The organism is Streptomyces sp. NPDC005931, from assembly GCF_042871235.1.
GTDB lineage: Bacteria > Actinomycetota > Actinomycetes > Streptomycetales > Streptomycetaceae > Streptomyces.
This window is the reverse complement of record NZ_JBIAIG010000023.1, coordinates 1-26,694: the sequence shown is the minus strand read 5'-3', so window position 1 is coordinate 26,694 and position 26,694 is coordinate 1. Positions and strand designations below refer to the sequence as shown.

Sequence of the window (26,694 nt, the reverse complement as noted above, 5' to 3'; positions counted from 1 at the left end):
CTCAGACGGTGTCCTCGAAGGTCACTCCCCGCGCCCGGTAGTCGGCGACGGCGGCCTGCACCTCGGCCGGTGTGAGCAGCTGGTCCTGGACGTGGTAGACGTAGTCGACCTTCTGTTCGTACGCCCGTGACACCCGGCTGCTGATCCCCGTCAGGTTGATCAGCCAGTGGTTGAACCGGATGCTCATCGTAGTTTCCGGCAGGTACGGCTCACCGTGCGTGGCGAAGAGCCGGCCGTCGATGTAGTAGGTGACGGACGTGCCGTCCACCGTGACGACCAGGTCGTGCCAGTCGGCGAAACTCGCCCGCTCCTGGGTGGAGACGTTCTCCTCCTGCGGCGGATCCTCGGAGTAGGTTTCCCACGAGGTGGCGAGCAGGGCGCTGCCGGGGATGCCCCAGCCTCCGTTGGGCAGGTACTCGAAGTCGAGTTCGCTGTAGGACGGGTCCATGGAGTGGTTCAGCGGCGAGATGGTGAAGAACGCCTGCACCATGCGGTCGCCGTCCGGTCCGTAGACGGGCGCGTCGCTGAAGCGGACCCGCGCGGCGTAGGTGCCCTGGAAGAACTTCCGCTGCTGCTGGATCTCGGTGTGCTGGGTGCCGGCCGCCGTGCCGTTGGTACCGGACCGCAGCGTCATGACGGAGTTGCCGGACCCGATGGCGAAGCTGATGTTCTGGGGTCGCCAGGTGGCTCCGGCCACGCCCGGGCCGCCCTGGCCGGACCGCAGGGTCCAGCCGCGCTGGGCGAGCCGTGGATCCGTGTAGCCGGTGTAGTTGAAGTCGTCGAACAGCGCCGGCCCGACGGGCTGGGCGGCCGCTCGCGGAGCGGGAAGGACGACCAGGCCGACGAACAGCAGCCCCCAGGCGACGAGCGCGGCGGCGGCCCTCCCCCGGAGACGCAGAACGATACTGATCATGTGTCAGATTCCCTTCCGTGCAAGGGAGAAGAGGGCCGCGCGGGACGCCGGCGGAAACGAGGGCCAGTGAAACACCGCCGGCCGGACCGCAGGGTCCGGATGCGGCCGGTTCACACGGACGGCTCACCCCGCGCGGCGGACGAGCGGCGCCCCGGGCCCCGCGGCGAGCGGGTCCCGCGGTCCTGTCACCGGGTGAGAAGGTCCACGGGAGGGAAGGGATCACCGACCCGCGCGTCCCGCGCCGCGGACACGTCCCTAGACTCGTGAACCATGCGAAGTGAGCCCGTGGTCCAGGTGCAGGCCCTGGTGAAGCGGTACGGCACGAAGACCGCGGTGGACGGCCTGGACCTGGTGGCCCGGCAGGGCGTGACCGCCGTGCTCGGCCCCAACGGCGCGGGCAAGACGACCACGGTCGAGACCTGCGAGGGGTACCGGCGGCCGGACTCCGGCACGGTGCGCGTCCTCGGGCTCGACCCGGTGCGCGAGTCGGCCGCGCTGCGGCCCCGCGTCGGTGTGATGCTCCAGTCCGGCGGCGTCTACTCCGGCGCGCGGGCCGAGGAGATGCTGCGGCATGTCGCCAGGTTGCACGCGCATCCGCTGGACGTGGACGCATTGGTCGAGCGGCTCGGGCTCGGCTCCTGCGGCCGCACGCCCTACCGTCGGCTCTCCGGCGGGCAGCAGCAGCGGCTCGCCCTGGCGATGGCCGTGGTCGGACGCCCCGAGCTGGTGTTCCTCGACGAGCCGACCGCCGGGCTCGACCCGCAGGCCCGCCGCGCCACCTGGGACCTCGTGCGGGACCTGCGCACCGACGGTGTCTCCGTGATCCTCACCACGCACTACATGGACGAGGCCGAGCAACTCGCCGACGACGTGGCGATCATCGACGCCGGCCGGGTGATCGCCCAGGGCTCGCCCGAGGAGCTGTGCCGCGGCGGCGCGGAGAACACCCTGCGCTTCACCGGGCGGCCGGGCCTGGATGTGGCCTCGCTGCTCAAGGCACTGCCCGCCGACTGCACCGCCGCGGAGCTCTCCCCCGGCTCCTACCGGGTCGTCGGCAAGGTCGACCCGCAGCTGCTGGCCACCGTCACCTCCTGGTGCGCCCAGCACGGGGTGATGCCGGACCGGATCTCGGTGGAGCGGCACACGCTGGAGGACGTCTTCCTGGAGTTGACCGGCAAGGAGCTGCGCTCATGACCACCGGGACCTACACCCCCGCGCCGGGGGCCGCGCCGTTGGCCCGCATGATCGCCGCCCAGGCCGCGCTGGAGACGCGGATGCTGCTGCGCAACGGCGAACAGCTGCTGCTCACCGTGGTCATCCCGACCCTGCTGCTGGTGCTCTTCGGCACCGTGGACATCGTGGACACCGGCGAGGGCGAGGCCGTGGACTTCCTCACCCCGGGCATCCTGGCTCTCGCGGTGATGTCGACGGCGTTCACCGGGCAGGCCATCGCCACCGGCTTCGAACGCCGCTACGGGGTACTGAAGCGGCTGGCCTCCTCGCCGCTGCCGCGCTGGGGCCTGATGGCCGCGAAGACGGTGTCCGTGCTGGTCACCGAGGTGCTCCAGATCGTCCTGCTCACGGTGATCGCCTTCGCGCTGGGCTGGTCACCGCGCGGCAACCCGCTGACGGTGCTGCTCCTTCTGGTGCTGGGCACCGCGGCGTTCTCCGGGCTGGGGCTGCTGATGGCGGGCACCCTGAAGGCCGAGGCGACCCTGGCCGCCGCCAACCTGGTGTTCCTGCTGCTGCTCGTCGGCGGCGGGGTGGTGGTGCCGCTGGACAAGTTCCCGGACGCCGCCCAGGACGTGCTCGGCCTGCTGCCCATCTCGGCGCTCTCGGAGGGACTGCGGGACGTGCTCCGGGACGGGGCGGGGATGCCGTGGGGCAACCTCGCGATCCTCGCCGTGTGGGCGGTCGCGGGACTCGCGGCGGCCGGGCGTCTCTTCCGCTGGGAGTAGCGGGGAGCGGAGCGGTCCTGGGCCCACGGGCGGCGCGGTGGCACAGGTTCCGGAAACGGCACCCTCGTGAAAGCGTGCACAAGCGGCCCGCCTACCATGGTGCGCGTGCCAAACGTGACCCGCGCCGACGCCCAGGCGGCTGTGCGCAATCCGCTCGCCTTCATCGCCGCACGCTGGACCCCGGATCCCCGGACGGTCCGGCGGGCGGCACTCGCCGCGCTCGTCATGTCGGTGGTCATCGTGGTCACCGGCGGTGCCGTCCGGCTGACCGGCTCGGGCCTGGGCTGCCCCACCTGGCCGAAGTGCACCGACGACTCGATCGCCGCGACCAGGGAGATGGGCCTGCACGGTGTGATCGAGTTCGGCAACCGTCTGCTCACCTATGTGCTGTGCGCCGCCGTCGGCTGGGCGATCGTCGCCGCACGCTCCCAGAAGCCCTTCCGGCGCAGCTTCACCCGGCTGGGCTGGGCCCAGTTCTGGCTGGTCATGGGCAACGCGGTGCTCGGCGGCATCGTGGTCCTCGTCGGCCTGAACCCGTACACGGTCGCGGCGCACTTCCTGCTCTCCTCGGCGCTGATCGCGGTCGCCACCGTGATGTGGCAGCGCACCCGGGAGGGCGACGGGGAGCCCCGGCCGCTGGTCGGCAAGGCCGTGCAGCAGCTGGTGTGGTTCATGGTGGCCGCCTCGGTGCTGCTGATCGTGGTCGGCACGGTGGTGACCGGCGCGGGCCCGCACGCGGGTGACTCCAGCGAGGTCGAGCGGATGCCGCTGGACTGGGAGACGGTCAGCAAGCTGCACGCCGTGCTGGCGTGGATCGTGGTCACGCTCACGTTCGCGCTGTGGTTCGTGCTCAAGGCGGTGGACGCGCCCCAGGGGCCCCTGCACCGGACGCGCGAGCTGTTCGTCGTGCTCCTCGCCCAAGGCGTGATCGGTTACGTCCAGTACTTCACGGACCTGCCCGAGGTGCTGGTGGCCCTGCACATGCTCGGCTCGTGCGTGATGTGGATCTGGGTGGTGCGCGTCCTGCTGTCGCTGCGCGAGCGCCCCGAGGCCGCGACGGCCGGCGTGCCGGGCCCGGCACCCGAGGCGACACTGACGGCCTGAACCCGGCACCGCGCCGTCACCGGCCCGGTCGGCCGGCAGACGCGGGCGGCGCCACGCGGGCACAGCCCGGCGGCACGTGAGCAGGTCCGGCGGTACACGGGCACGGCCCCGAGGCACGTGGGCAGGGCCCGGAGGTACACGGGCACGGCCCGGCGGCGCATGGGCCCGGCCCCACGGTGCGTGAGCACGACCCCGCAGCGTGTGGACGCGAGACGCGGGACGCGGGCGCGGACCCGGCGGTGCATGGGCACGGCCCGGAGCGGTACGCGAGCAGGCCCGGCGGCACAGAAGCACCGTCGGCGGTACGTGGGCAGGGTCCGGCGGCGCGTAGACGTCGTCCGGCGGTACATGGGCACGGCCGAAAGTACGCAGCCACGGCCCGGCGGCGCACAGGCACGGCCGGCGGAGTGCCGTCCCCGCGCGGGCGTGCGGCGGGCGCAGCCGCGCCGGACGCACGGGCAAGGTCCGGCGGTGCACACGGGCACGGCCCGTTGCGCGCAGGCGCGGCCGCGGGCGGTGCATGAGCGTGGCCCCACCGCGCGCAGGCGCGGCCCGTGGGTACGGAAGCGCGGCCCGTCGGTACGCAGCGGTCAAGTGGGTCGGCGGGGGCGGCCCGTCGGTTCCCGTGGCCCGTTCACTCCAGCCCGTACACCCGTCGCGCGTTCCCCGCCGCCAGCATCCCCGCCACCCGCTCCGCGTCCGCCCGCGCCCACGCGCCGTCGGCGACCCAGCCGCCCAGTACGCGGCCCAGCGCCTCGCGGAACAGCCGGGCCCCCACGACGTGCAGCTCCGGCAGGCCCCGTGCGCCGCTGGAGAAGAGGATCTTGCCGAAGGGGGCGAGCTCCAGGATCTCCGCGAGGACGGTCGCCGCGCGGGCCCCGGTGCGGACCAGGGCGGCGCCGGAGTCGACGTGGACGTGCGGGAAGACACCGGCCAGGTGGGCGGCGTGGCGGTGGTAGGGGTACCCGTGCAGCAGCACGAGGTCGGTGCGGAGCCCCGCGGTGGCACGGACGAAGTCGGTCAGCAGCACCGGGTCGGTGCGGTCGACGCGGGCGCCCGGGGCGGCGAGCCCGGCGTGCAGCTGGAGCGGCAGCCCGGAGGCGACCGCGATCCACAGCAGGTGCCGCAGCAGGACCGGGTCGCTCAGCTCGTCCCCGACCCCGCGTGCGGCCAGCCAGCGTCCCGCCGCGCCGCGCACCTCCCCGGGCCCGGGCGGTTCCGGCGCGAGCGCCAGCCCGTGGCGTATGCCGGCGACGGAGGCGAAGGCCACGGCGTGCGCGGCGGCCCCGTGCACGGACTCGGCGAGGTTGGCGAGGAAGGAGTCGACGGTGCCGGAGGTGTCGGCGACCTGTTCGGCGAGCTGCTCCAGGCGCACGATCTCCCGGGCCTCGGCGCCCCCGGTCGTGGCCAGCTCGCCGGGTCCGGTGAGGTCACCGGGCAGCCCGGTGTCGACCAGGTAGGTGGTGATGCCGCTGCCCCGCAGCAGCAGCCGCCCCGCCTCCAGGACGCCCAGCTCCCGGCGCCGGGCCAGATAGCGGGCGGGCGGGGCGTGCGGCTCCATGCCGAGCAGGGGCGGGCACCAGCGGCGTACGGCGAACCCGGTCTGGGTGTCGAAGAGGGTGGTGCCCGGGGCGGGCGGGCCCTCGGTGCGGGCCAGCTGGGCCTCGAACGTGCCGAGGCCCAGCTCGGTGCGCAGTACGCCGTGGCAGTACTGGTCCACGAGGGACGGCGTGTCGATCATCCGGGCTCCCCCCGACGGGACCGTGCGCTTCGCGCGGACCCGTCGCCGGGTCCCGCGCTCCTACGGTCCTAACGGGGGAACCCGGCCTCAGGTGTTGCTCGGGCCGCCGACCTGGATGCCCGCCATGCGGGACCACTCGTACGGGCCGGTCCTGACCTTGGCCGCGAACTCGCCGTCGAAGTTCTCGTGGACGGTGATCCCCGCCTTCCCGACCGCCTTCTCGGCGATCTCGTAGGAGGGCGCGACCAGGTCGCCCCATGCGCCGTCCTCGCCGACGAGCACGATCCGGGCGCCGCGCTGCCCGAGGTACGCGACCTGTCCCTCGGCGCCGCCGTGTGCGCGGGCGAAGCTGCTGATCTGCTTGGCGAGCCGGGCCGCCTTCTGCTCGGCCTTCGGGTCCGCCTGCTGCGTGTCTGCCATGGCCAGGATGCTACCCACGGGTAGATCGAACGGCGACGGGCGGGGTCCGTGGCCTTGACCACGTAGCCCGCCCGTCCGGTGCGTACCGGGGCGTCCGCGCGCGGGTGCCTAGCGCAGGAAGGGGTCCACCGCGACCGCCACGAACAGCAGCGACACATAGGTGATGGACCAGTGGAACAGGCGCATCTCCTTGAGCTTGGCGCCGGTGACCTCCGCCTTGGCGCGGTTCAGCAGCGCGTGCGCCTCCCACAGCCACCAACCGCCCGCGGCCAGGGCAACCGCGAGGTAGAACCAGCCGGTGTAGCCGAGCGGGGTGAGCAGGAGCGACACCGCGACCATGACCCAGCTGTAGATCACGATCTGCTTGGCGACCACCTTGTTGGAGGCGATGACCGGCAGCATCGGCACGCCCACGCGCGCGTAGTCGTCCCTGACCTTCATGGACAGGGGCCAGTAGTGCGGCGGCGTCCAGAAGAACATGACGAGGAAGAGGACGATCGGCGCCCACGACATCGAGTTGGTGACCGAGGACCAGCCGATCAGCACCGGCAGGCAGCCGGCGATGCCGCCCCACACGATGTTCTGCGAGGTGCGGCGCTTGAGGATCATCGTGTAGACGACCACGTAGAACAGGAGCGCGCCGAGGGCGAGCCAGGCGGAGAGCCAGTTGACGGTGAGGCCGAACAGCAGGGTGGAGACGACCGCCAGGGTGATGCCGAAGGCCAGGCACTCGCGCGGGCTCACCATGCCGGTGACCAGCGGCCGCTGCGAGGTGCGGTCCATCAGGGCGTCGATGTCGCGGTCGATGTACATGTTCAGCGCGTTGGCGCCGCCCGCGGACAGGTATCCGCCGACGCAGGTCAGCAGCACCAGCTTCAGGTCGGGCACCCCCTGCTGCGCGAGGAACATCACCGGCACGGTGGTGATGAGCAGCAGCTCGATGATCCGTGGCTTGGTCAGCGCCACGAACCCCTTGACACGGGCCCCGAACGGCCGGTGGGCCGGGCTCTGGCTCGTCCCGAGCATCCCCGCTGGACGGGATTCAACGGCCGTCACGCACACCCCTACAGAGACATCCCAGCGAGCCACCCCTGTGTGAAGCGTGGGTAAAGGCTCGCGCGTACCACGCCACTGTAGACGTTGCCCAGACCCGGGCATTCGCGGGGGTCCGCTCGTGTTGTCCGGGGCCCTCCGAGGTGCGGGCGAAAGCTCGATTGAGCACCCGGATGAGCGGCTCCGTATTCATCTGCCAAATGGCCCGTGACCAGGCCGACGAGCGAAGGGAAGTCCGGCCCGTCAGTCTGGTCACGAGTCGAAAGAACGCACGTCCTACGGGGGTAGGCTCAACGTCGCCGGTGGGCTTCCGCCGGTATCCGACATGTGGAGAGGAGCCCTGACCCAGGGTGAGCACCAAGCCGACCACCACAGACCTCGAGTGGACCGAGTTGGACCAGCGGGCCGTCGACACCGCCCGCGTCCTGGCCGCCGATGCCGTACAGAAGGTCGGCAACGGCCATCCGGGTACGGCGATGAGCCTGGCACCTGCCGCCTACACCCTCTTCCAGAAGGTGATGCGGCACGACCCCGCGGACCCGGACTGGGTCGGACGCGACCGTTTCGTGCTGTCCGCCGGCCACTCGTCCCTGACCCTCTACACCCAGCTGTACCTGGCCGGCTTCGGTCTGGAGCTGGACGACCTGAAGGCCTTCCGGACCTGGGGCTCGAAGACCCCCGGTCATCCGGAGTACGGGCACACCAAGGGCGTGGAGACGACGACCGGCCCGCTGGGCCAGGGTGTCGCCAACGCCGTCGGCATGGCGATGGCCGCCCGCTACGAGCGCGGCCTGTTCGACCCCGAGACCCCGGTCGGCGAGTCCCCGTTCGACCACTTCGTCTACTGCATCGCCGGTGACGGCTGCCTCCAGGAGGGCATCTCCGCCGAGGCGTCCTCGATGGCGGGCCACCAGAAGCTCGGCAACCTGATCCTGCTGTGGGACGACAACCACATCTCGATCGAGGGCGACACCGAGACGGCCGTCTCCGAGGACACCGTCAAGCGCTACGAGGCCTACGGCTGGCACGTGCAGCGGGTGGCTCCGCAGGAGAACGGCGACCTGGACCCGGCGGCAATCTTCGCCGCGATCCAGGAGGCCGAGGCGGTCACGGACCGGCCGTCGTTCATCGCGATGCGCTCGATCATCGCCTGGCCGGCCCCGAACGCGCAGAACACCGAGGCCGCGCACGGCTCGGCGCTCGGCGACGACGAGGTCGCGGCCACCAAGCGCGTCCTCGGCTTCGACCCCGGCCAGAGCTTCGAGGTCTCCGACGAGGTCATCGGCCACACCCGCAAGGCGGTGGAGCGCGGCCAGGCGGCCCGTGCCGTGTGGGAGAAGTCCTTCCAGCAGTGGCGGGACAACAACCCCGAGCGCGCCGCCGAGTACGACCGCATCGCGGCCGGCGAGCTGCCCAAGGGCTGGGAGGACAAGCTCCCGGTGTTCGAGCCGGGCAAGGCGGTGGCCACCCGTGCCGCCTCCGGCAAGGTGCTCCAGGCGCTCGGCGCGGTGATCCCGGAGCTGTGGGGCGGCTCGGCCGACCTGGCCGGCTCCAACAACACCACGATCGACAAGACGTCGTCGTTCCTCCCCGAGGGCAACCCGCTGCCGGAGGCGAACCCGTACGGCCGCACCATCCACTTCGGCATCCGCGAGCACTCCATGGGCGCGGAGATGAACGGCATCGCGCTGCACGGCAACACCCGCGTCTACGGCGGCACCTTCCTGGTGTTCTCCGACTACATGCGCAACGCGGTGCGGCTGTCCGCGCTGATGCACCTGCCGGTGACGTACGTGTGGACGCACGACTCCATCGGCCTCGGCGAGGACGGCCCGACCCACCAGCCGGTCGAGCACCTGGCCTCGCTGCGCGCCATCCCCGGCCTGAACATCGTGCGCCCGGCCGACGCCAACGAGACCGCCGTCGCCTGGCGCGAGATCCTCAGGCGCTGGACCAAGGAGTTCGGCAAGGGCGCCCCGCACGGACTGGCCCTCACCCGCCAGGGCGTGCCGACCTACGAGCCCAACGAGGGCGCGGCCCGCGGCGGCTACGTGCTGTTCGAGGCCGAAGAGTCCTCCGGGCGGAGCACGGAGCCGCAGGTCGTCCTCATCGCCACGGGTTCCGAGGTGCACCTCGCCGTCGAGGCGCGCGAGCAACTGCAGGCCGCCGGTGTGCCGACGCGGGTCGTGTCCATGCCGTCGGTGGAGTGGTTCGAGGAGCAGGACCAGGGGTACCGGGACAGCGTCCTGCCGCCGTCCGTGAAGGCACGCGTCGCGGTCGAGGCCGGCATCGGTCTCACCTGGCACAAGTACGTGGGGGACGCCGGCCGCATCGTGTCCCTGGAGCACTTCGGTGCGTCGGCGGACGGCAAGGTGCTGTTCAAGGAGTACGGCTTCACTGCCGAGAACGTGGCCGCCGCCGCCCGGGAATCGATCGCCGCAGCCCAGCGCTGACGCCCGTATACGACACGTAGGAGATGCATTTTCCATGACAGACGCACTCAAGCGCCTCTCCGAGGAAGGCGTCGCGATCTGGCTGGACGACCTGTCCCGCAAGCGGATCACGTCCGGCAACCTCGCCGAGCTGATCGACCAGCAGCACGTCGTGGGCGTCACCACCAACCCGACGATCTTCCAGAAGGCGATCTCCGAGGGTGACGGCTACGACCAGCAGCTCTCCGACCTCGCCGCCCGCGAGGTCACGGTCGAAGAGGCCATCCGCATGATCACGACGGCGGACGTCCGTGACGCCGCGGACATCCTGCACCCGGTCTTCGACGCCACCAACGGCCAGGACGGCCGGGTCTCGATCGAGGTCGACCCGCGCCTGGCCCACAACACCAGGGCCACCGTCGCCGAGGCCAAGCAGCTGGCCTGGCTGGTGGACCGGCCCAACACCCTGATCAAGATTCCGGCGACCGAGGCCGGCATCCCCGCCATCGCCGAGGTCATCGGCCTGGGCATCAGCGTCAACGTCACGCTGATCTTCTCCCTGGAGCGCTACCGCAAGGTCATGGACGCGTTCCTGACCGGCCTGGAGAAGGCGAAGGAGCGCGGCCTGGACCTCTCGCAGATCCACTCGGTGGCGTCCTTCTTCGTCTCCCGTGTGGACACCGAGATCGACAAGCGGATCGACGCGCTCGGCACCGACGAGGCCAAGGCGCTGCGCGGCAAGGCCGCGGTCGCCAACGCCCGCCTCGCCTACCAGGCGTACGAGGAGGTCTTCGGCTCGGACCGCTGGGCGGCGCTGGAGCGCGAGGGCGCCAACAAGCAGCGTCCGCTGTGGGCGTCGACCGGGGTGAAGGACAAGGCGTACAGCGACACCATGTACGTCACCGAGCTGGTGGCGCCGAACACGGTGAACACCATGCCCGAGGCCACCCTGCTGGCCACCGAGGACCACGGCGAGATCACCGGCAACACCGTCGCCGGGAGCTACGAGCAGGCCCGCGCCGACCTCGACGCCGTCGAGAAGCTCGGGATCAAGTACGACGACGTCGTGCAGCTGCTGGAGGAAGAGGGCGTCGAGAAGTTCGAGGCGTCCTGGAACGACCTGCTGAAGTCGACCGAGGCCGAGCTCAAGCGTCTCGCCCCCTCGGAGGGGTGACACCTTGACCCCGCTTTCCGGTTCCGGAGCCAACCCGCTTCGTGACCCCGCGGACCGACGGCTCCCGCGTATCGCGGGGCCGTCGGGCCTCGTCATCTTCGGTGTCACGGGTGATCTGTCGCGCAAGAAGCTGATGCCCGCGGTGTACGACCTCGCCAACCGGGGTCTGCTGCCGCCGGGCTTCTCGCTGGTCGGCTTCGCCCGCCGCGAGTGGCAGCACGAGGACTTCGCGCAGGAGGTCCACGACGCGGTCAAGGAGCACGCCCGCACCCCCTTCCGCGAGGAGGTCTGGCAGCAGCTCATCCAGGGGATGCGCTTCGTGCAGGGCACCTTCGACGACGACGAGGCGTTCGAGCGGCTGCGCGGCACCATCGAGGAGCTGGACAAGGCCCAGGGCACGGGCGGCAACTTCGCCTTCTACCTGTCGGTGCCACCGCGTTCCTTCCCGGTGGTCATCCAGCAGCTGAAGAAGCACGGGCTGGCCGACCAGACCGGCGGCTCCTGGCGGCGCGCGGTGATCGAGAAGCCGTTCGGGCACGACCTGAGGTCGGCCGAGGAGCTCAACGCGATCGTCCACGAGGTCTTCGCCCCGGACCAGGTCTTCCGCATCGACCACTACCTGGGCAAGGAGACGGTCCAGAACATCCTGGCGCTGCGCTTCGCCAACACCATGTTCGAGCCGATCTGGAACCGGTCCTTCGTGGACCACGTGCAGATCACGATGGCCGAGGACATCGGCATCGGCGGCCGGGCCGGCTACTACGACGGGATCGGCGCCGCCCGGGACGTCATCCAGAACCACCTGCTCCAGCTGCTGGCCCTGACCGCCATGGAGGAGCCCGCCTCCTTCGACGCGGACGCGCTGGCCGCGGAGAAGACCAAGGTGCTCGGTGCCGTGCGGCTGCCGAAGGACCTGGGCCGCGACACGGTGCGCGGGCAGTACGCGGCCGGCTGGCAGGGCGGCGCGAAGGCGGTCGGTTACCTGGAGGAGGAGGGCATCGACCCCTCCTCGAAGACCGACACCTACGCGGCGATCAAGCTGGGCATCGACAACCGCCGCTGGGCGGGCGTCCCCTTCTACCTGCGCACCGGCAAGCGGCTCGGTCGCCGCGTGACGGAGATCGCGGTGGTCTTCCAGCGGGCGCCGCACTCCCCCTTCGACACCACGGCCACCGAGGAGCTCGGCCAGAACGCCATCGTGATCCGGGTCCAGCCGGACGAGGGCGTCACCGTGCGCTTCGGTTCCAAGGTGCCGGGCACGTCGATGGAGATCCGGGACGTGTCGATGGACTTCGCCTACGGCGAGTCCTTCACCGAGTCCAGCCCGGAGGCGTACGAACGGCTGATCCTCGACGTCCTGCTCGGCGACTCCAACCTCTTCCCGCGCACCGAGGAGGTCGAGCTGTCCTGGAAGATCCTCGATCCCATCGAGGAGTACTGGGACCGCAACGGCAGGCCGGCCCAGTACCCGGCCGGCACGTGGGGACCCGTCGAGGCGGACGAAATGCTCGAGCGAGACGGACGGAGCTGGCGCCGGCCATGAAGATAGACCTCACGGACACCACGGCCAGCAAGGTCAACAAGGCGTTGGTGCAGGGTCGCCGGGCCATCGGCACGCCGGCCGTCGGCATGGTGCTCACGCTGGTCATCGTGACGGACGAGGAGAACGCCTACGACGCGCTGAAGGCGGCGAACGACGCCTCGCACGAGCACCCCTCGCGCACGCTGGTCGTCATCAAGCGCGTCTCCCGCTCGCCCCGCGACCGCACGCAGTCCCGGCTCGACGCCGAGGTGCGGGTGGGCGCGGACGCGGGCACCGGCGAGACGGTGGTGCTCCGGCTGTACGGCGAGGTCGTGGACCACGCCCAGTCGGTGGTGCTGCCGCTGCTGCTGCCGGACGCCCCGGTGGTGGTCTGGTGGCCGGTCAACGCCCCGCTGGACCCGGCGAAGGACCCGCTGGGCGCGCTGGCCCAGCGCCGGGTGACCGACACCTACGCCTGCGAGCAGCCGGTGCGGGAGCTCGCGGCCCGTGCCGAGGCCTACACCCCGGGCGACACGGACCTGTCCTGGACCCGGATCACGCCCTGGCGCTCGATGCTGGCGGCGGCCCTGGACCAGGTCACCTGCAAGGTCCTGGCGGTCGAGGTGGAGGGCGAGGAGTTCAACCCGAGCTGCGAGCTGCTGGCGATGTGGCTCGCGAAGCGGCTGGACGTGCCTGTGAAGCGCTCGCTGTCGAACGGGCCGGGGCTCACGGCGGTCCGCATGGACACCGACTGCGGCCCGGTCGTGCTGGACCGGGCCGACGGTTCGCTCGCCACGCTGTCCATCCAGGGGCAGCCGAAGCGGGCGGTGGCGCTCAAGCGCCGGGACACGGCGGAGCTGATCGCCGAGGAGCTGCGCCGGCTCGACCCGGACGACACCTACGCCTCGGCGCTGCGGTACGGGGTGGAGCGGCTGAAGACGCCGGGCGGGCCGGAGACGGCGGCAGGTGACGCGCCGGGCGCCGCTCCGGCCAAAGGAGAGCCGGCACCCCGGGCGGTCCCCGCGCCGGTCGAGTCGGCTGCGAAAGCTCCCGCGTCCGAGGCGACGGCGCAGGCCCCGGTGAAGAAGGCGGCGGCGAAGTGAGTACGGCACCTCAGCTGGTCGTGCACCGCGACAAGGAGCTGATGGCGCAGGCTGCGGCGGCCCGGCTGATCACGAAGATCGTGGACGCGCAGACCTCGCGGGGTTCGGCGTCCGTGGTGCTGACCGGCGGCCGCAACGGCAACGGCCTGCTGGCCGCGCTGGCCGCGGCGCCGGCCCGGGACGCGATCGACTGGGGGCGGCTCGACCTGTGGTGGGGCGACGAGCGGTTCCTGCCGGAGGGCGACCCGGAGCGCAATGTCACCCAGGCCCGTCGGGCGCTGCTCGACGCGGTGCCGCTGAACCCGAAGCGCGTGCACGCCATGCCCGCGTCGGACGGCCCGTACGGGGCCGACGTGGACACGGCGGCGGCGGCCTACGCCGACGAACTGGCCCGTGCTGCGGGTCCGGAGAACCACGGCGCCGTCCCGGCGTTCGACGTCCTGATGCTGGGCGTCGGCCCGGACACCCATGTGGCCTCCCTGTTCCCGGAGCTCCCGGCGGTCCGGGAGACCGAGCGCACGGTGGTCGGCGTGCACGGCGCGCCCAAGCCCCCACCGACCCGGGTGACGCTCACCCTGCCGGCGATCCGGGCGGCCCGCGAGGTGTGGCTGCTGGCGGCCGGCGAGGACAAGGCGGGGGCGGCGGCGATCGCGCTGTCCGGGGCGGGCGAGGTCCAGGCCCCCGCGGCGGGGGCGTACGGGCGCGCCCGCACCCTGTGGCTGCTGGACGCGGCGGCGGCCTCACGACTGCCGCGGTCGCTGTATCCGCCGGCGTCGGCCTGATCCACGCGCCGGGCCCCCGCTTCGCGAGGAAGCGGGGGCCCGTTGCTCTTCCGGGGCGGTCGGCGTCACTTCACCGATCCGGCCATCACTCCCTGGACGAAGTGCCGCTGGAAGGCGAAGAAGACGACCACCGGCACGACGAGCGACAGGAACGCACCCGGCGCCAGGACGTCGATGTTGCTGCCGAACTGGCGTATCTGCGACTGGAGTTGCACGGTCAGCGGCTGGGAGGAGCTGTCCGCGAAGAGCAGGGCGACCAGCATGTCGTTCCAGACCCAGAGGAACTGGAAGATGGCGAGGCTGGCGATGGCCGGCCGGCCCACGGGCAGGACGAGCCGGGTGAAGATCCGCCACTCGCTGCCGCCGTCCATCCGGGCGGCCTCCAGCATCTCCTTGGGCATCTCGGCGAAGTAGTTCCGCAGCAGGAACACCGCGAACGGCAACCCGTACGCCACGTGGAAGAGCACGACCCCGGGGATGGTGCCGAACAGACCCAGCTGCCCGAAGAGCTTCGCGACCGGCAGCAGGCCGATCTGCACGGGTACGACCAGCAGCGCCACCACGACGAGGAAGACCGGCTCGCGTCCGGGGAAGTCCAGCCAGGCGAAGGCGTATCCGGCGAGCGCGGCGACGACCACGACCAGCGCGGTGGCCGGCACCGAGATCAGCACCGTGTTCCAGAACGCCTGGGTCATCCCCGTGTTCTCCAGCAGGGCCGAGTAGTTGTCGAAGGACAACTGCCCCGGGCTGGTGAACACGGTCCACCAGCCGCCCTGGGCCGTGTCCTCGGCGGACCGCAGCGAGGACAGGAACAGACCGGCCAGCGGGGTCATCCACACCAGCCCGATCACCACCAGGAAGGCCTGCACCACCGCGTTGCCCAGGCCGCGCCGGACCGCGTTCATCGCTGACTCCTTCGGAAACGGCGGACGTTGAAGACCATGGCCGGGATGACGAGGAGCAGGAGCAGGACGCCGAGGGCGCTGCCCAGGCCCTGGTTGTTGCCGCCGCCGAACGACACCAGCCACATCTGGGTGGCGAGCACGGTCGCGTCCTCCTGCACGGGACCGGGCGCGATGATGTAGACGAGGTCGAAGACCTTCATCACGTTGATCACCAGGGTCACGAAGACGACGGTGAGCACCGGCGCGAGCAGGGGGACCGTGATCCGGCGGAAGATCTGCCACTCGTTGGCGCCGTCCATCCGCGCCGCTTCCAGCGCGTCCCGGGGCAGGGTGGACAGGCCGGCCCCGATCAGGACCATCGCGAAGCCGGTCCAGATCCACAGGTAGGCCCCGATGATGGCCGGGGTCACGAGGGCCGGTCCGAGCCAGGAGATGCCGTCGTAGGGCGGCGCGAAGTTGCCGGAGGGCAGCTTCAGCGTGTACGGGCCGTCGTCCAGGCCGGTGAAGCGGAAGGAGCCGTCGGACGCGGTCGTGGTGCTCGCGACCGTCCTGCCGTCGCGGACCGCCTCGACGGTCATCCCGGGCAGCCCGCTCTCGCGGCGGTCGACCCGGCCGGGCTCGCCTCCTCCGCCGGGGGTGAAGTCGAGGTACACGACGCCGCCGATCTCGCCGGAGGCGGCCGAGCGGGACGCCGCCCGGTGGGCGGGTTCCGCCCCCTCGGGCAGGTCCTTGGGGGCGACGCCGACCAGGCCGAGGGCCGCCGTGCCGCCGGGCGACACGTCCGCCCCGGTGACGTACCCGCCGTCCGCCTGTTGCGTCAGCCCCTCGCCGTCGCGGGCGCGGGCGGTCGGATAGGAGGAGGTGCCCTTGAAGGTGTCGTGGAGGGAGACGGCGGCGGCGTTGAGCACGCCCTTGTCGGGGTCCTCGTCATAGGCGAGCCGGAAGATGATGCCGGCGGCCAGGAAGGACACCGCCATCGGCATGAACAGCAGCAGCTTGAAGGCGGTGGCCCAGCGGACCTTCTCCACCAGCACCGCGAGGATCAGGCCGAGGCCGGTGAGCAGGGTGGGAGCGACGACGACCCAGATCGCGGTGTTCCGGATGGCCTTGAGGGTGGCCGGGTCGCGGAACATCTCGGTGTAGTTGTCGCCGCCCACGAAGCGGTTCCCGGAGGCGTCGAAGAGGCTGCGGCCGACGGAGAACAGCACCGGGTACACCACCAGCGCGCCCAGCAGGAGCAGCGCCGGCAGCACGAACAGCACGGCGATGACCCGCCCGCGCCGGCGCGGGCGCCCGGCGCGGGCGCCGGCGGGGTGCGCGGGCGCCGGGGGGCTCGCCTCTTTCACCAGGGTGGCGGTCATGGCCGTCAGCTCCCGTAGGCCTTGGCCGCGGCGTCCTCGAGCGCGGCCGCGGTCTTCTCGGGGTTGGACGGGTCGCGCAGGAAGTCCTGGAGGATCTTCCACTCACCGGTGCCCTTGGTGCCGCCGAAGGCCGCCGGGGCCTGGTCGGACATGTCGAAGCGGACCGAGTCGCCCGCGGCGATCAGGGACTTGGCGGTGGCGCGGGTGACGTCGTCGCCGTAGGAGGCGAGGTCGAGCTTCTTGTTCGGGGAGAGGAAGCCGCCCGCCTCGGCCCACACGGCCGCGGCCTCGGGCGTGGCCAGGTACTCCAGGAGCGCCATGCCGGCCTTGGCGTTCTTGCCGTCCTTGAGGACGACGGCCGCGTCGCCGCCGCTGACCACGGGTGCCTTGCCGGAGCCGACCGGCGGGAAGGGGAAGAAGTCGGCGTCGGTGCCGATGCTCTTGCCGAACTGGTCCTTGGCGACACCCGCGACGAAGTCGCCCTCGTAGACCATGGCGGCCTCGGCCTTGGGTCCGAACACCTTCTCCACCGAGCCGGGGAAGTCGGTGTTCAGGGCGCCCTTCTGGCCGCCCGCGATCAGCTGCTTGTCCTTGAAGAGCTTGCCGAGCGTGGTGAGTGCCTCGACCACCGTCGGGTCTGTCCACTTGATTTCGTGCGCGGCGAGGGCGTCGTACTTCTCGGGTCCGGCCTGGGAGAGGTAGATGTTCTCGAACCAGTCGGTGAGCGTCCAGCCGTCCTGTCCGGCGACGGAGAAGGCGGCGAGACCGGAGTCGGAGACGGTCCGCCCGTCCTTCAGCATGGCGTCGTAGGTCTTGGGCGGGGTGACCCCGGCCTGCTCGAGGGCCTCGGGGCTGTACCAGACGGTCGACTTGTGGGCGGCCTTGAAGTACAGGCCGTACAGGGTGCCGTCGACGGTGCCGTAGTTCTTCCAGACGTCGGCGAAGTTGGCGTCCACGGTGCCCTGGACCTTCTTGTCCAGCGGCTTGAGCCAGCCCTGCTCGGCGAACTGCTTGAGCACGCCGACCTGCGGGACCATGACGACGTCGGGGGCGTTGCCGCCCTCGATCTTGCTGCCGACGACCGTGGAGACGTTGTCGCCGGTGGACACGAACTGCGTCTTGGCGCCGGTCTTCTCGGCGAAGGCGTCCAGCACCTTCTGGAAGTTCTTCTGCTCGCTGCCGGACCAGACGCCGGCGACGGTGACGGTCTGGCCGTCGAGGGCCTTGTCGCCGCCGCCGGCGGAGACGGGCTCGCCGCCGCCGCAGGCGGTCGCGCCGAGGGCGAGGACGAGGGCGGTGCATCCGGCGAGCAGGGTGGAGCGTCGTCGCATCATCGTTGATGTCCCTTCAAAGGGGTTCGGGAGGTGACGGGGATCAGGAGCCGTTGATCCACCAGGCGGCGGTGGAGCCGGGGAGCACCCCGGGCGGGCACGGTCCGCTGGCGAGCAGCGGGGTGCCGGGGACCGGGGCGGGTACGGGGGCGGTGCCGAAGTTGACGGCGCAGAGCAGGTCGTCGCCGCGGACGAAGGCGAGGACGCCGGGCTGGGTGTCCAGCCAGCGCAGGGTTCCCTCGCCCAGCTGGGGCAGCGCGGCCCGCAGTTGCAGGCCGTCGCGGTACAGGTGCCAGAAGGAGCGGGTGTCGGCGAGGGCGCGCTCGGTGGCGTGCTCGGCGAACCACTCCGGCTGCGGCAGCCAGGGCTTGGCGCCCTCGGTGCCGGAGGTGAAGCCGAACGGCGAGGCTTGTCCCGACCAGGGCAGCGGCACGCGGCAGCCGTCGCGGATGCGGGCCCGGCTGCCGGTGCGGCGGAAGATCGGGTCGGTGAGCACGTCGTCGGGCAGGTCGACGACCTCGGGCAGGCCCAGCTCCTCGCCCTGGTAGATGTACGCCGCTCCGGGCAGCGCCAGCATCAGCAGGGCGGCGGCGCGGGCGCGGGCGGGACCGAGGCCGCTGCCCTCGGGGGTGGGCTCGCCGTAGCGGGTGACGGTGCGGACCTGGTCGTGGTTGTTGAGGACCCAGGTGACGGTGGAGCCGGTGCCGGCTATGTCCTCCATGGCCTCGCCGATGACCTTGCGGAAGGCGTCGGCGTCCCAGGGGGCTCCGAGCAGGTCGAAGAAGAACGCCTGGTGCAGTTCGTCCGGGCGGACGTACTGGGCGTGCTCGCGGGCGGTGGGCACGGAGACCTCGCCGACCAGGAGGCGTTCGCGGCCGTCGCGGGCGGTGTACTCCTCGCACACCGCGCGCCAGTGCCGCCACACGTCGTGCACCTCGGGCTGGTTCCAGGCGAGCGGGTTGACCGAGTCCCGGGTGCGGGCGTCGGCCTCGGGGTCCGGGGAGTCGGGCAGTTCGGGGTGCTTGTACAGGCCCGCGGCGACGTCGATGCGGAAGCCGTCGACACCCCGGTCGAGCCAGAACCGCAGGGTGCGGTCGAACTCGGCGGCGACCTCGGGATTGCGCCAGTTCCAGTCGGGCTGCTCGGGCGTGAACATGTGCAGGTACCACTGGCCGGGCCGGCCGTCGGGCTCGGTGACGCGGGTCCAGGCGGGTCCGCCGAACATGGCGTGCCAGTTGTTGGGCGGCTCGGTCCCGTCCGTTCCGCGGCCGTCGGCGAAGTGGAAACGGGCCCGCTCGGGGCTGCCGGGCGCCGCGGCGAGTGCCTCGCGGAACCAGGGGTGCTCGCTGGAGCAGTGGTTGGGGACGATGTCCAGCAGCACCTTGATGCCGAGCCGCCGCGCGGTGCCCACCAGCCCGTCGAACTCGGCGAGGTCGCCGAAGACGGGGTCGACGTCGCAGTAGTCGGCCACGTCGTAGCCGTGGTCGTGCTGCGGCGAGGGATAGAAGGGGCTCAGCCAGATCCCGTCCACGCCGAGCTTCTTCAGGTACGGCAGCCCCGCCCTGACCCCGGCGAGATCGCCGATGCCGTCACCGGTGCTGTCCAGGAAGCTGCGGACGTACACCTGGTAGATCACTGCGTCGCGCCACCAGCGGCGGCTGTCGATGCGCTTGAGACTCACCCCGTCGACCTGTCTGTGCGTGCGGAGGCCCGGGGATTCCCGGGCTGACGGTTATGCATGCATGTTAAGTAGGGGTGTCGTGAGGGTGTCAACGAATGTACGGAAGCTACCGTGGAGTTGGCCAGGCAGAATCAGGCACTACTTGGACAGAACGGACACAGTTGAGACGTCCGCGTTACCTAACATGTAACTAGGTGGTTCGAGCCGGAGGGGCGCCGGGACTAGCGGGAGGAGACGCCGGCCAGCTCGGTCGCGAGCCGGCGCACCGCGGCCTCGGGCGTCTGCCGCCCGGTCATCGCGTCGTGCACGACCGCCTGCACCACCAGGCTCACCTGGTCGTAGTGCGGGCTCTTGGGGCGCGGCTCGGCGGCGAGCACGCTCTCGCGCAGGGTCGGCAGATAGGGGAAGCGCCGGACCAGTTCCGGATCGTCGTACAGGGCGGCCCGCACCGGTGGCAGGGCGCCGCGCGTGAGCACCTGACGCTGGACCCGTTCGCTGGTGAGGTACGCGATCAGACGCGCGGCGGAGTCCGGGTGCCGGGCGTGGGTGCCGACCGCCAGGTTGGAGCCACCGAGGACGCTGGTCCCCGGCCCGTCGGGCCCGGGCAGCGGCACGGCGCCGACCTTGCCGGCGACCCTCGAATCCGGCGCGGAGGCCGCGACGTAGGCGTAGGGCCAGTTGCGCAGGAAGAGCAGCCGGCCGTCCTGGAACGCCTGCTTGGACTCCTCCTCCTTGTACGCGAGCGCCCGCCTCGGGATCCAGCCGTCGCGCACCCCCCGGGCGAGGAAGCCGATGCCCTCCCGCGCGGCCCGCGAGTTCACGGTGACCCGCTCGCCCTCGTCGCCGAGGATGGTGCCGCCCGCCGAGTAGACGGCCTCGGCGGCGTTGACGGTCAGGCCCTCGTAGGGCAGGAACTGGCCGGCGTAGCCGTCGAGCCCGTGCCTCGGCGCGATCGTCCGTGCCGCACGCTCCAGCTCGGTCCAGGTGCGTGGCGGCGGCACGCCCTCCTCGGCCAGTACGTCCTTGCGGTACAGCAGGAGTCCGGCGTTGGTGACGTACGGGACGGCGTAGAGCCGGTCGTCGTAGGTCGCGGTGCTCACGACCGGGCGCAGGAAGGCATCGAGCGGGAAGCGGTCGCGCGGCAGCGGGCGGATCCAGCCGGCCGCGGCGAACTCCGAGGTCCAGCTGACGTCGATGTTGAGCACGTCGAACCGGCCGCGGTCGCCGCCACGCAGGTCGGTGATCATCTGCGCGCGGGTCTCGTCGGCCGAGTCGGGCAGTTCGACGAGGCTGACCCGCTCGCCGGGGTGGGCGCGGTTCCAGCCCTCCAGCAGCGGGCCGAGATAGCCGGTGAGGTCTCCCGCGGTGGCCAGGGTGAGCGGACCGCGACCGCCCGGAGCGGCCTGCTCCGCCTGCGCCCCGGAGGCGACGTAACCGGTCAGGACCACGACGAGGACGAGAAGGCCCCTACCCGCGGCATGGATCCACCGCATAGGTTCCTCCCTGTACACCGGCACCCGGGCACCCTCGCCGGGGTCAGAGGCCATGTATACCCGTTAGGTATGGGCGATACTAGGGCCTGCGGCACATTACCCAGGATGCGAGGAGGAGAGCACGAGTGCGGCTGCCCCTCCTGGCCCTGCTCGCCCGCGGTCCGGCCCACGGCTACGAGCTCAAGCAGGACCTTGAGCAACTGCTGGGCTCGGCGTACCCTCAGCCGAACGTCGGCCAGATCTACGTCACCCTCGGCCGCCTCGAGAAGTCGGGACTGATCGAGGGCGAGGACATCGAGCAGTCCAGCCGGCCCAACAAGAAGGTCTATCACCTCACCGACGCCGGGCGGGAGGCGCTGCGCGCCTGGTACGAGGAGACGGCGGACGAGCCGCGGGTGCGGGACGAGTTCTTCATGAAGCTGGCCCTCGCCCCGCAGACCGGACTCGCCGACCAGATAGCGCTGATCAACAGGCAGCGGCGCCAGTACCTCAACACCATGCGGCAGCTGTCCAGGCTGGCCGCCGCCGAAGACCGCGACAACCGCATCGCGCAGCTGCTCATCGAGGGCGCGATGCTGCACCTGCAGGCCGATCTCGACTGGCTGGAGCGGTGCCAGGAAGAGCTGGAGGAGCTGGAGTGAGCGAGGCCCCCACTCCCGTGCTGCGCGCCGAGGGCCTGGTCAAGACGCACCACGGCGAGGGCGCTCCGGCGCACGCCGTGCGCGGGGTCGACCTGCGGGTGACACCGGGCGAGTTCGTGGCGATCACCGGTCCGTCCGGCGCCGGCAAGTCGACGCTGCTGCACCTGCTCGGCGGCCTCCAGCGGCCGGACGCCGGCAGCATCTGGCTGGACGGCGAGTGCACCGACACCTACAGCGAGGCCCGCTGGGCGGTGGAGCGCCGCAAGCGGATCGGCATCGTCTTCCAGTTCTTCAACCTCGTCTCCGACCTGTCCGTCGCCGACAACGTGGAGCTGCCCGCCCTGCTCGCCGGGGCACCGCCGAGGAAGGCCCGCGCCGAGCGCCAGGAGCTGCTCGCCGAGCTGGGTCTGCAGGGCAAGGAGCGCAGCATGCCGGGCGAGCTGTCCGGCGGCGAGCAGCAGCGGGTCGCGCTGGCCCGCGCCCTGGTCAACCACCCGCCGCTGCTGCTGGCCGACGAACCCGCGGGCAGTCTGGACAGCAAGGGAACCCGCGAGGTGATGCGGTTGCTGTCCCGCTTCCACCAGCGCGGCCAGACGATCCTCCTGGTCACCCACGACGCCCGGCTGGCGAGCGCTGCGGACCGGGTGATCAGCTTCTTCGACGGCCGGATCGTCGACGACGCCGAACTCGACGGCGCACCGCCGCGCGGCAGGGGCATTTCCGGGGTGCTGGAGCTCAAGGACTGACATGCGGGTGTACGACCGTCCGGACGGCCGGCGCGAGCGAAGGGGCTGACGCCGGTGCGAGCGACTCTGCGCTGGGCGCATTCCGATCTGCGCACCCACCGCGGCGAGGCCCTGTTCCTGGTCCTCGCCACCGCGGGCATCGTGGCGTCCCTGCTGCTGGCCACGGCCCTGTTCGGATACGCCACGAACCCCTGGCAGCGCGTCTTCACCCAGGCACACGGCGCCCACGTCACCCTGCACACCACCGCCTCGGCAGACGCCGGGAAGCTGGCCGGCCTGGACGGCGTGGACTCCGTCGCCGGGCCCTACCCCACCGCCTCCGTCACCCTCGCCTCGCGCGGCAGCCGCGCCTCCGCCGAGCTGCGCGGCACCGCAGAGCGGCCCGGCGTCGGCCGCCCGCTGCTCACCTCGGGGCGCTGGCTGGACCCCGCGGCCCCCGACGGCGTGGTCCTCGAGGGCCGACTCGCCGACGCCCTGCTCGCCGCGCCCGGCGACACGCTCACCGTGCCGGGCAGCGGGCGCACGGTGAGCGTCGTGGGCGTCGCCGACAGCGCCGAGCCGCGGTACCGGCCGGGCGAGCGGCCGGGCCTGGTGTGGGCCCTGCCGTCGGCCGTACCGGACCCGGGCGGCCAGGTGATCGGGCTCAGGCTGAGCGACCCCCGCGACACCGACTACGCCGTGCAACGGGCGGTGACCGTGCTGGGCGCCGGGGCGATCGGCGAGGTCTCCACCTGGCAGCAGGCGCGTGCCGAGGCACAGGGCGACAACCGGCTGCTCGGCCAGGTGCTGGGTCTGTTCGGGCTGGGTGCGCTGGTCGCCGCCGGGTTCGCCGTGCACGGGGCGATCGGCACCCGGATCCGCGGCCACCTGCGCGACATCTCCATCCTCAAGGCGATCGGCTTCACACCCGGCCAGGTCGTCCGCGTCTTCGTGATCCAGCATCTCCTGTACGCCCTGCTGGGCGCCGTGACCGCCGCCGTGCTGACCGAGGCACTGGGCAGCGGGATACCGGGGCGGCTCGGGGACGCAGTGGGGGTGTGGCAGGGCCTGCCCGGGCACACGGCCGCGCTGGTCGCGGTGCCGGTGGGAGCGGTGCTGTTCATCGGGGCGACGACCGGGCTCGCCGCGTGGCGGGCCGGGCGGGTGCCGCCGGTGCCGGTGCCGCGGCCGGCGGCTCCCCCGGCCGGGCGGCTGACCGGCGTGGCCCGGCGGGCGCTGGGGTCACGGGTTCCGCCGGCGCTCGTCCTCGGCTGGCACAAGGCGTTCACGCGCCGCCCCCGGTCCCTGGCGGCGGTGGCCAGGCTGGCACTGCCGCTGCTGCTGATCGTGGTGGCGATGAGCGCGTGGACCACCCTCGACCGCTTCCACGCCAGCCCGGAGCACATGGGGCTGCCCACCGCGCTCAGCGTGCGCGCGGACGCCGGGCTGGGCGACCGGGAGGCCCGCGCGCTGCTCGAACGCGATCCGCAGGTCGCCGCCGCCCACCCCGGTGTGGAGGTGGCTGCGCTGGTCCCCGGCCAGACGGCCACGATCGCCCTGCGCGGGCTCGGCACCCACCGGGAGCCGTATCCGTTCACGCTCGCCGAGGGCCGGATCGCGCGCGGGCCCGACGAGGCGGTGGCCGGGCAGGGGCTGCTCGACCTGCTGCACGTGGAGGTCGGCGACTGGGTGCGGATGACGGTCGGCGACCGGCCGCAGATCCTGCACATCGTCGGCCGCAGCATCGAACCGGAGAACGCCGGCCGGGTCATCTCCACCTCGCTCGACACCCTCCGCGCCAACGACCCGGGCCTGCGGCCGGCCCTCTACCAGCTGCGGCTCTCCCCCGGCGCCGACCCGCACACGGTCGCCGCCCGGCTGGCCGAGGCGGGACGCGGCCACTTCGACGTCCACACCGTGGCCAACCCGGCCGACGAGCTCTCCCCGCTGCGCGCGGTCGTCCTGGGGCTGATCGTGGTCCTCGCCCTCATCGGGCTGATCGAGCTGCTCACCACGATCGGCGGCACGGTGCGCGAGGGCGAACGGGACCTGCTGGCGCTGAAGGCCATCGGCCTGTCGCCGCGCCAGATCACCGCGATCACGGTGGCCGCCACCGCCGGTACGGCCCTGGCGGCCGTGCTCCTCGCGACGGCCGTGGGGCTGCCGCTCGCCCACTGGCTGATCGACGCCCAGGGCCGGTCGAGCGGCATCGGCGCCGGGATCGCCCAGGGGCCGTCCCCGGCGCTCCTGCTGCTGCTCGGCGCCGCTGCCGTCGTGGGCGCGGCGGGCCTGGCCGCCCTCCCCGCCTCCCGCGCGGCCCGCCGCAGGCTCGCCGACACGCTGGGCGCGGTGACCTGAGGGCCGGTCAGCCCGCGTAGGGGCCGGGGGGATACTGCGGCGTGTGCGGCGGCTGCGGCGCGTAGGGGTGGCCCGGCGGCGGGGCGTATCCGGGCGAACAGGGGTTCGGCGGCGCGTAGGGCTGGGGCCCCGGCCCGGCGCCGGGAGCATGGGGCGGCTGCGGCGGGGCGTACGGGTTGCCGCCCGCCGTGGGGTACGGGGTGCCGTAGGCGTGGGCCGGATGCGGGCTGCCGTAGGGGTGACCCTGTGCGGGGACGTGCACGCGGCCCGTCGGCGGTGCCGGCGGGGTGTGGCCGGGGACCGGGGGCAGGGTCGCCGGGTGCGCGCCCAGCCGGATGCCGTACCGGCGCTTCAGCCGGCCCATCTCCAGCAGGGCGATCCCCGTGACCGTGATCGGGGCGCCGAGGATGAACACGAACCCCATGGTGAGGCTGAGCCCGTGCAGGTCTCCCGTGACGAGGTCGGGGATGGCCATCAGCCAGGTCGTCACCATGGCCAGCAGCGGCGGCAGACAGCGGTGGACGGCGGCCGAGCCGAAGAAGTTGCCGGAGACCCTGATCGCCCCGACGACCACGAAGCCGATCATCCACAGGGCCATGAGCGTGACCGGTAGCAGCAGCAGCCCGCTGAGCGCGCCGGCGGACTGCAGCAGCAGCACCGTGAGGACCACGGAACCGATGAACAGCAGCAGCAGTTTCAGCGCGTTGAACAGCTGGTGCCGCAACTGCCGAAGGGCGCCGCCGCGCCGCCAGACGAAGAGCATCACGCCGACCGTCAGCGGGGTGATGAGCAGCAGCACGGCGGAGGCGGTGAGCGCGTTCTCCACCAGCTCGTCGAAGGAGAAACCGCCCTCGATGAAGGTGTAGACGCCGAACGAGGCGATCGCCCCCACCGCGACCCTCAGCCGCTTCAGCTGCTCCACGGACGGGTCGAGCGGCTCGGGGATCCAGGCGGGATGGAAGACCGCCCACGCCACGGACTTCGGTTTCAGGAAGGACCGGGCAGTCAGCGTGCCGCCGGTCCAACTCCCGTGCGTTCTCGTCACGTTGTGCTCCCCCGAGCGATCGGTTCCGTGATCGCCGGGGAGTTTACGGGATGCGGGCGGACGTCACCGCCCGCACCCCGGCCCGTCCCCTACTGCCGGCCGCGCAGCTCCCGGTACGTGGCCACCAGTGCCGTGGTGGAGGCATCCAGGTCCGGTACCTCGGCGCCCTCGGTGAGCGCGGGCTCGACCCGCTTGGCGAGCACCTTGCCCAGTTCCACGCCCCACTGGTCGAAGGAGTCGATGTTCCAGACGGCGCCCTGGACGAACACCTTGTGCTCGTAGAGGGCGACGAGCTGGCCGAGCACCGACGGCGTCAGCTCGCGGGCGAGGATGGTGGTCGTGGGGTGGTTGCCCTTGAACGTCTTGTGCGGGACCAGATCCTCCGGCACCCCCTCCCCGCGCACCTCGTCCGGCGTCTTGCCGAAGGCCAGCGCCTGCGTCTGGGCGAAGAAGTTGGCCATCAGCAGGTCGTGCTGGGCCTTGAGGTCCTCGCTCAGCTCGGCGACCGGCTCGGCGAAGCCGATGAAGTCCGCGGGGATCAGCTTGGTGCCCTGGTGGATCAGCTGGTAGTAGGCGTGCTGGCCGTTGGTGCCCGGCGTGCCCCACACCACGGGACCCGTCTGCCACTCGACCTCGCGTCCGTCCCGGCCGACGTACTTGCCGTTGGACTCCATGTCGAGCTGCTGGAGGTAGGCGGTGAACTTCGACAGGTAGTGCGAGTAGGGCAGTACCGCGTGCGACTGTGCGCCGTGGAAGTTGTTGTACCAGATACCCAACAGCCCGAGCAGCAGCGGGACGTTGGACTCTGCGGGTGCGGTACGGAAGTGGTCGTCGACGGTCCTGAAGCCGTCGAGCATCTCGCGGAACCGGTCCGGTCCGATGGCGATCATCAGCGACAGGCCGATCGCCGAGTCGAAGGAGTAGCGCCCGCCGACCCAGTCCCAGAACTCGA

General features: G+C 72.0%; 21 protein-coding genes and 1 pseudogene. 11 read left to right on the top strand and 11 right to left on the bottom strand.

Features of this window, described 5'->3' with window-relative positions; all coding sequences use genetic code 11:
* Nucleotide 1: 1 nt before the first annotated feature.
* On the bottom strand, nucleotides 2–913 hold the full coding sequence (locus ACFYOV_RS31945) for a glycoside hydrolase family 16 protein (protein ID WP_389093819.1): 912 nt from the start codon (nucleotides 911–913) through the stop codon (nucleotides 2–4).
* 270 nt (nucleotides 914–1,183) lie between these two features.
* Here ACFYOV_RS31945 and ACFYOV_RS31940 point away from each other — a divergent pair, with 270 nt between their 5' ends.
* The 3 genes from ACFYOV_RS31940 to ACFYOV_RS31930 all read left to right on the top strand — a co-directional run bounded on the left by ACFYOV_RS31940 (nucleotide 1,184) and on the right by ACFYOV_RS31930 (nucleotide 3,975).
* A complete protein-coding gene (locus tag ACFYOV_RS31940; RefSeq protein ID WP_389093817.1) occupies nucleotides 1,184–2,107 on the top strand; it encodes an ABC transporter ATP-binding protein in 924 nt (307 codons plus the stop codon).
* The gene (locus ACFYOV_RS31935) at nucleotides 2,104–2,871 is read left to right on the top strand and encodes an ABC transporter permease (RefSeq protein ID WP_389093814.1); all 768 of its coding nucleotides are present in this window, start codon (nucleotides 2,104–2,106) and stop codon (nucleotides 2,869–2,871) included. Before ACFYOV_RS31940 ends, ACFYOV_RS31935 begins: the two co-directional genes overlap by 4 nt.
* A 96-nt stretch (nucleotides 2,872–2,967) precedes the next feature.
* The gene (locus tag ACFYOV_RS31930; protein ID WP_389093811.1) at nucleotides 2,968–3,975 is read left to right on the top strand and encodes a heme A synthase; all 1,008 of its coding nucleotides are present in this window, start codon (nucleotides 2,968–2,970) and stop codon (nucleotides 3,973–3,975) included.
* A 634-nt stretch (nucleotides 3,976–4,609) separates the two neighbouring features.
* Here the strand turns inward: ACFYOV_RS31930 and ACFYOV_RS31925 are convergent.
* The 3 genes from ACFYOV_RS31925 to ACFYOV_RS31915 all read right to left on the bottom strand — a co-directional run bounded on the left by ACFYOV_RS31925 (nucleotide 4,610) and on the right by ACFYOV_RS31915 (nucleotide 7,198).
* Nucleotides 4,610–5,716: an amidohydrolase family protein gene (locus ACFYOV_RS31925; protein WP_389093809.1), complete on the bottom strand. Its 1,107-nt coding sequence runs from the start codon at nucleotides 5,714–5,716 to the stop codon at nucleotides 4,610–4,612.
* 87 nt (nucleotides 5,717–5,803) lie between these two features.
* Nucleotides 5,804–6,136 (bottom strand): hypothetical protein, encoded by a 333-nt coding sequence (locus tag ACFYOV_RS31920; RefSeq protein WP_389093808.1) that lies wholly within the window; start codon nucleotides 6,134–6,136, stop codon nucleotides 5,804–5,806.
* A 108-nt stretch (nucleotides 6,137–6,244) separates the two neighbouring features.
* Nucleotides 6,245–7,198, bottom strand: coding sequence for a heme o synthase (locus ACFYOV_RS31915; RefSeq protein WP_389093887.1), 954 nt, complete (start codon nucleotides 7,196–7,198; stop codon nucleotides 6,245–6,247).
* A 341-nt stretch (nucleotides 7,199–7,539) separates the two neighbouring features.
* Here ACFYOV_RS31915 and tkt point away from each other — a divergent pair, with 341 nt between their 5' ends.
* From tkt to pgl, 5 genes are read left to right on the top strand one after another with little or no spacing between them, the layout of a single operon-like run.
* A complete protein-coding gene (gene tkt / locus ACFYOV_RS31910) occupies nucleotides 7,540–9,642 on the top strand; it encodes a transketolase (RefSeq protein WP_389093806.1) in 2,103 nt (700 codons plus the stop codon).
* A 34-nt stretch (nucleotides 9,643–9,676) separates the two neighbouring features.
* The gene (gene tal, locus ACFYOV_RS31905) at nucleotides 9,677–10,795 is read left to right on the top strand and encodes a transaldolase (RefSeq protein ID WP_389093804.1); all 1,119 of its coding nucleotides are present in this window, start codon (nucleotides 9,677–9,679) and stop codon (nucleotides 10,793–10,795) included.
* A 4-nt stretch (nucleotides 10,796–10,799) separates the two neighbouring features.
* Entirely contained in the window at nucleotides 10,800–12,338 is a 1,539-nt protein-coding gene (zwf, locus tag ACFYOV_RS31900; RefSeq protein WP_389093801.1) for a glucose-6-phosphate dehydrogenase, read from the top strand.
* Complete coding sequence (opcA, locus tag ACFYOV_RS31895) at nucleotides 12,335–13,420, top strand: glucose-6-phosphate dehydrogenase assembly protein OpcA (RefSeq protein WP_389093799.1); 1,086 nt, start codon at nucleotides 12,335–12,337, stop codon at nucleotides 13,418–13,420. The genes zwf and opcA overlap by 4 nt, the downstream gene beginning before the upstream one ends.
* Nucleotides 13,417–14,202 (top strand): 6-phosphogluconolactonase, encoded by a 786-nt coding sequence (gene pgl / locus ACFYOV_RS31890; RefSeq protein WP_389093796.1) that lies wholly within the window; start codon nucleotides 13,417–13,419, stop codon nucleotides 14,200–14,202. Before opcA ends, pgl begins: the two co-directional genes overlap by 4 nt.
* A 65-nt stretch (nucleotides 14,203–14,267) precedes the next feature.
* Here pgl and ACFYOV_RS31885 read toward each other — a convergent pair whose 3' ends face one another.
* The 5 genes from ACFYOV_RS31885 to ACFYOV_RS31865 form a co-directional block, all read right to left on the bottom strand.
* A complete protein-coding gene (locus ACFYOV_RS31885; protein WP_389093794.1) occupies nucleotides 14,268–15,107 on the bottom strand; it encodes a carbohydrate ABC transporter permease in 840 nt (279 codons plus the stop codon).
* The gene (locus tag ACFYOV_RS31880) at nucleotides 15,104–16,468 is read right to left on the bottom strand and encodes an ABC transporter permease subunit (protein WP_389093792.1); all 1,365 of its coding nucleotides are present in this window, start codon (nucleotides 16,466–16,468) and stop codon (nucleotides 15,104–15,106) included. Before ACFYOV_RS31880 ends, ACFYOV_RS31885 begins: the two co-directional genes overlap by 4 nt.
* Before the next feature lie 5 nt (nucleotides 16,469–16,473).
* Complete coding sequence (locus ACFYOV_RS31875; protein WP_389093789.1) at nucleotides 16,474–17,802, bottom strand: ABC transporter substrate-binding protein; 1,329 nt, start codon at nucleotides 17,800–17,802, stop codon at nucleotides 16,474–16,476.
* A gap of 40 nt (nucleotides 17,803–17,842) precedes the next feature.
* Nucleotides 17,843–19,480, bottom strand: a complete 1,638-nt coding sequence (locus tag ACFYOV_RS31870) for a glycoside hydrolase family 13 protein (RefSeq protein ID WP_389093788.1) — start codon at nucleotides 19,478–19,480, stop codon at nucleotides 17,843–17,845.
* Between the two features lie 221 nt (nucleotides 19,481–19,701).
* Nucleotides 19,702–20,973 (bottom strand): ABC transporter substrate-binding protein, encoded by a 1,272-nt coding sequence (locus ACFYOV_RS31865; RefSeq protein WP_389093786.1) that lies wholly within the window; start codon nucleotides 20,971–20,973, stop codon nucleotides 19,702–19,704.
* 125 nt (nucleotides 20,974–21,098) lie between these two features.
* Between ACFYOV_RS31865 and ACFYOV_RS31860 the strand changes: the two genes are divergently transcribed.
* From ACFYOV_RS31860 to ACFYOV_RS31850, 3 genes are read left to right on the top strand one after another with little or no spacing between them, the layout of a single operon-like run.
* Nucleotides 21,099–21,614, top strand: coding sequence for a PadR family transcriptional regulator (locus ACFYOV_RS31860; protein ID WP_389093783.1), 516 nt, complete (start codon nucleotides 21,099–21,101; stop codon nucleotides 21,612–21,614).
* Nucleotides 21,611–22,360, top strand: a complete 750-nt coding sequence (locus tag ACFYOV_RS31855) for an ABC transporter ATP-binding protein (RefSeq protein ID WP_389093781.1) — start codon at nucleotides 21,611–21,613, stop codon at nucleotides 22,358–22,360. Before ACFYOV_RS31860 ends, ACFYOV_RS31855 begins: the two co-directional genes overlap by 4 nt.
* A gap of 54 nt (nucleotides 22,361–22,414) precedes the next feature.
* A complete protein-coding gene (locus tag ACFYOV_RS31850) occupies nucleotides 22,415–24,697 on the top strand; it encodes an FtsX-like permease family protein (protein WP_389093779.1) in 2,283 nt (760 codons plus the stop codon).
* Between the two features lie 7 nt (nucleotides 24,698–24,704).
* Here the strand turns inward: ACFYOV_RS31850 and ACFYOV_RS31845 are convergent, their stop codons facing one another.
* Nucleotides 24,705–25,742: a hypothetical protein gene (locus tag ACFYOV_RS31845; RefSeq protein ID WP_389093777.1), complete on the bottom strand. Its 1,038-nt coding sequence runs from the start codon at nucleotides 25,740–25,742 to the stop codon at nucleotides 24,705–24,707.
* Nucleotides 25,743–25,831: 89 nt separating this feature from the next.
* Nucleotides 25,832–26,694 (bottom strand): annotated as a pseudogene (locus tag ACFYOV_RS31840) (glucose-6-phosphate isomerase); the annotation flags it as partial.